At 67.7% G+C, this 3832-nt stretch carries 5 protein-coding genes; 1 reads left to right on the top strand and 4 read right to left on the bottom strand.

All coding sequences use genetic code 11. The features are described 5' to 3' along the window. The 4 genes from ELR45_RS41270 to ELR45_RS21260 all read right to left on the bottom strand — a co-directional run. On the bottom strand, positions 1 to 250 hold a 250-nt coding region (locus tag ELR45_RS41270; protein WP_240759976.1), incomplete at its 3' end, for an NAD(+)/NADH kinase. A 92-nt stretch (positions 251 to 342) separates the two neighbouring features. Beyond that, positions 343 to 1149, bottom strand: a complete 807-nt coding sequence (locus tag ELR45_RS21270) for a TlyA family RNA methyltransferase (protein WP_129668156.1) — start codon at positions 1147 to 1149, stop codon at positions 343 to 345. 4 nt (positions 1150 to 1153) lie between these two features. Next, a complete protein-coding gene (locus tag ELR45_RS21265; RefSeq protein WP_129668155.1) occupies positions 1154 to 1399 on the bottom strand; it encodes a hypothetical protein in 246 nt (81 codons plus the stop codon). Between the two features lie 187 nt (positions 1400 to 1586). Further along, on the bottom strand, positions 1587 to 3098 hold the full coding sequence (locus tag ELR45_RS21260; RefSeq protein WP_129668154.1) for an FGGY-family carbohydrate kinase: 1512 nt from the start codon (positions 3096 to 3098) through the stop codon (positions 1587 to 1589). 209 nt (positions 3099 to 3307) lie between these two features. Between ELR45_RS21260 and ELR45_RS41265 the strand changes: the two genes are divergently transcribed. Further along, on the top strand, positions 3308 to 3832 hold a 525-nt coding region (locus ELR45_RS41265), incomplete at its 3' end, for a LacI family DNA-binding transcriptional regulator (RefSeq protein WP_240759975.1).

Here is a 3832-nt window from a genome sequence, read left to right as displayed (position 1 = left end):
TCGGTGCGCCAGCCGGCCGCGCCACTTCGGCGCCACGCAGGATGGTGCCGTCGCCGCCCAGCACCACGACCAGCTCGCAGTTGTCCGCCGCGTCCGCTCCAGGCTTGACCACCTCGACCAGGTCGAGCGGTCCGCCGAGCAGCTCGGCGGATTCCTCCTCGAGCATCCGCACGTTGATCCCCTGGTCGGTGAAGCGCCGCACCGCTTCGTTAGCGACCTGTCTGGCTTCGTCCCGTCGCGGATGGGCCACGACGAGCACAGTCCGCTTCGAGGACCGCTCCGAACCCGAACCACCCCGCTCCGCGGGACCGTCTGCACCGCCTCCAGAGACCACGTCCATACCTATGCCGGTCCTTCCTCGACGGCTCGCTCCACGGCCGACGGGTCCGCCGCAGGAGCACCGGAGCGCAGCCAGAGAAAATACTCGACGTTGCCCGACGGGCCGGGCAATGGGCTGGCCGCCACACCGGCGACGCCCAGGCCGGAGTCACCGGCAGCTTCAGCCACCGACAGCACCGCCGCGGCACGAAGCTCCGGATCACGCACCACGCCGCCCTTGCCGACTCGTTCCTTGCCGACCTCGAACTGTGGCTTGACCATGAGCACGAGGTCGGCCTCAGGCGTGGCCACTGACACCAGGGTCTGGAGCACGAGTCGCAACGAGATGAACGACAGGTCACCCACGACCACCTCCACCGGCTGCCCGACCTTGTCCAGAGAGAGGTCGCGGACGTTGGTCCGGTCATGCACCTCGACCCGTTCGTCCGACCGCAATGACCACGCGAGCTGCCCGTACCCCACGTCGACCGCCACGACGCTCTGCGCGCCCCGTCGCAGCAGGACATCCGTGAAGCCGCCGGTGGATGCGCCCGCGTCCAGACATCGTCGGCCGGCGACCGTGAGCCCGTCTTCGGAGAAGGAGTCCAGTGCGCCGGCTAGTTTGTGCCCGCCACGGGAGACGTACTCCTCGCCTACGGGTTCCTCGATGACCAGCACCGGCGCAGCCGGATCCACCGACGTCGCCGGTTTGCTGGCGGTCAAGCCGCCGACGCGGACACGTCCGTCGGCGATCAGCGACGCGGCGTGCTCCCGCGAGCGTGCAAGCTTACGGCGGACCAGCTCGGCGTCGAGCCGCCGACGTGGAGCCACCCGATCACTCCTGACCTTCGGCAGAGTCGTTCGCCGACTCGTCGGCGAGACGATCCTGCAACGCGCGGTGAACCTGTTCGAAGACCGCGGGGTGTTCGTGCACCGGCTGCGTCTCCAGTCGCTCCAACGTCCTCAGTGCCTCGTCCACGGAGGTGTCCCCTGTCACCTCAAACCCATCCGGCCCAGCCGTTCCGGCGGCGCCCGCAGGGTCGAATGGTGAGTGTCCGTTCGTGCCTGGCTCCTCCTGCATGAGGGCAACGCTAGTACGACGACGACGGTTTCATCCTTAAGAGGGGCACGATCTCTCAATGGGTCTCAAGACCGAGGCCAGAAAATGTGTGCTCGCCTGTCAGCGGCGAGGCGGACACGAGTCCGCCGGATGGCCGACCCGCTGATATCCATGGGGCCGCGCGAACAGGGCGCCGGTAAGGCATGAGTCAGGCGACTTCCATCCTGCACGGCCCTTCAGACAGCCGGGCCAAGGCGTGCTGCACCTCGCTCGTGCTGTGGTGCAGGCGACGATACAAGGTGTAGAGCTCCTCGTAGACCGATGACGACTGACCAGGGCGGACGACGTCGCGGACGTCGTTCCACCTGTCGCCGCGGCCCGCGAGCCCGGTGGCCACGGCGGCAAGCTTGGTGTCGCCGTACGCGGCCCCCACCATCGTCGTCGGAACCTCCTGTGGCCGGCCGGTGACGTCACTGACGATGCGTGGCCACAGGTCCGCTTTGGTCCCGCCTCCCACAGCGACGACCCGGCGCAACGGGACCCCCACGGAGGCGAACTCCTCCAGGTTGTGCCGGGCGCCGAAAGCCGTGGCCTCCAGCAGCGACCGGTAGATGTGCCCGCTGCCGTGACGCAGTGTCAGTCCAGCGAGCACACCACGCGCGTGCGGGTCGGCGAACGGCGTGCGCTCGCCGTCGAAATACGGCAGTGCCAGCAGCCCATCCGAACCGGGAACCACCTGGTCAGCAGCGGCGACCAAGTCCTCGAAGGGCCGGCCACCCGCGATCTCGCGGAACCATCCGGTGATCGAGCCGGAGCTGGCCATTCCACCGGCGAGCGTGTGCATCCCCGCATGCTGTCCGACGGTGCCCCAGAGGTGCTCGTGGGTCACCGGCTCATCGGTGACGGCGATGAAGAACATCGTCGACCCGTACATGATCATGACGTCTCCGGGTTCCCGCACGTCGACGCTCTCGGCCTCAGCCCAGGCATCGATCGTGCCGACCGCGACCGGGGTGCCTGGGTGCAGACCGGTCTGCTCCGCCGCCGCCGGAGTCACAGCACCGGCGATCTCTGCCGGCCACCTCAACTCCGGCAGTGGGAGTCCAGGGGCGACGATTTCCGCCCACTCGTCGATCCACGTCTGCCGATGCCGATCGTAGAGCGGCGGGCATTGACTCGCCGAGTGATGGTCGAGCACGTAGGCGCCGGTCAGCCGGTAGACGGCGTACGAGCTGGCCATGAAGAGATGACGAGTTCGCGCGTAGAGCTCGGGCTCGTTCCGGGCGAGCCATGCCACCTTCGGTCCCGCCGATTGCGAGGACAGCCGCGAGCCACAACGCTCTAACACGGCGTCCGCTCCCAGCCGCGCCTCCAGCTCCGCGGCGAGCTCGACGGCTCGGGTGTCGACACCGTAGAGGATTGCGGAGCGCAGCGGCGTCCCATGGCCGTCGGCGGGCAGAACCACCGGGCCGATACCGCTGACGCAGATCGCCCGCACTCTCCCGGCATCGCGCTCTGCCAGCAGATGCCGGGTCAGGTAGACAACGTCGTGCCACCAGACCTGTTCGGCATCCTGTTCGACCCAGCCCGGCCGCGGGCGCGACGTTCCATGCTCCACGGCGGCATCCGCGACGACCGCGCCGTCCGGCGAGGCAAGGACAGCCTTGCTGCTGGCAGTCCCGATGTCGATGCCCAGCAGCAGGTCCGTCGTCTCAGCCATGGTGCCGTTCTCCCTGGAGCGATGTAAACGATTGCTGAGAATCTAGACGAGACACCATCTTCGCGTCAACGAACCACCGGCTCGCTCACTCAGGGGTCCGCATGGTGCAGGTGTTTGACGTCCTTGTTTGTCCGTCAGACACAACTAAGCCCGGGGCACATGGACCATGTAAACGTTAAGCTCACGCTTGTGATCCATATGAGGGATGCGTGGCGGCAGATGGGGCCATCGCCGTGGTGACCATCCGCGACGTGGCGGCACACGCGGAAGTCTCGACGGCAACGGTCTCGCGTGTCCTGAACGACGATCACCATGTCCGGGCACACACCGCCCAGCGAGTGCGCGATGCCGTACTCGAGCTCAAGTACGTCCCGAACTCGGTGGGCCGCAGCCTGCGGCGGCAGCGTTCCGCCCTGTGGGCCCTGATTATCGCCGACATCGAGAACCCGTTCCTCACCGGCGTGACACGAGGCGTCGAGGACGTCGCGCAGACCAACGGCTACTCGGTCCTGTTGTGCAACAGCGACGAGGACGCCGACAAGGAACGGCACTACCTCGACATCGCCGAGCAGAGCCGAGTGACGGGCGTACTGATCACACCTACTTCACCCGTGATCGACCTCCACCCCCTGCACAGCCGGAAGGTGCCGGTGGTCGCGCTGGACCGGCCGGTCCCGGGTGACCCGTCGGTCGATGCCGTGCTGGTCGACTCACGTGGTGCCGCGCGCATGGCG

It is taken from the genome of Phytoactinopolyspora endophytica (assembly GCF_004138495.1).
Classification (GTDB): Bacteria; Actinomycetota; Actinomycetes; order Jiangellales; family Jiangellaceae; genus Phytoactinopolyspora; species Phytoactinopolyspora endophytica.
This window is presented reverse-complemented; position numbering and strand designations above follow the sequence as displayed.

Coding starts and splice junctions, on each gene's coding strand:
- ELR45_RS21265 (WP_129668155.1), bottom strand. CDS start 1,399: ATGCAGGAGGAGCCAGGCACGAACGGACACTCACCATTCGACCCTGCG.
- ELR45_RS21260 (WP_129668154.1), bottom strand. CDS start 3,098: ATGGCTGAGACGACGGACCTGCTGCTGGGCATCGACATCGGGACTGCC.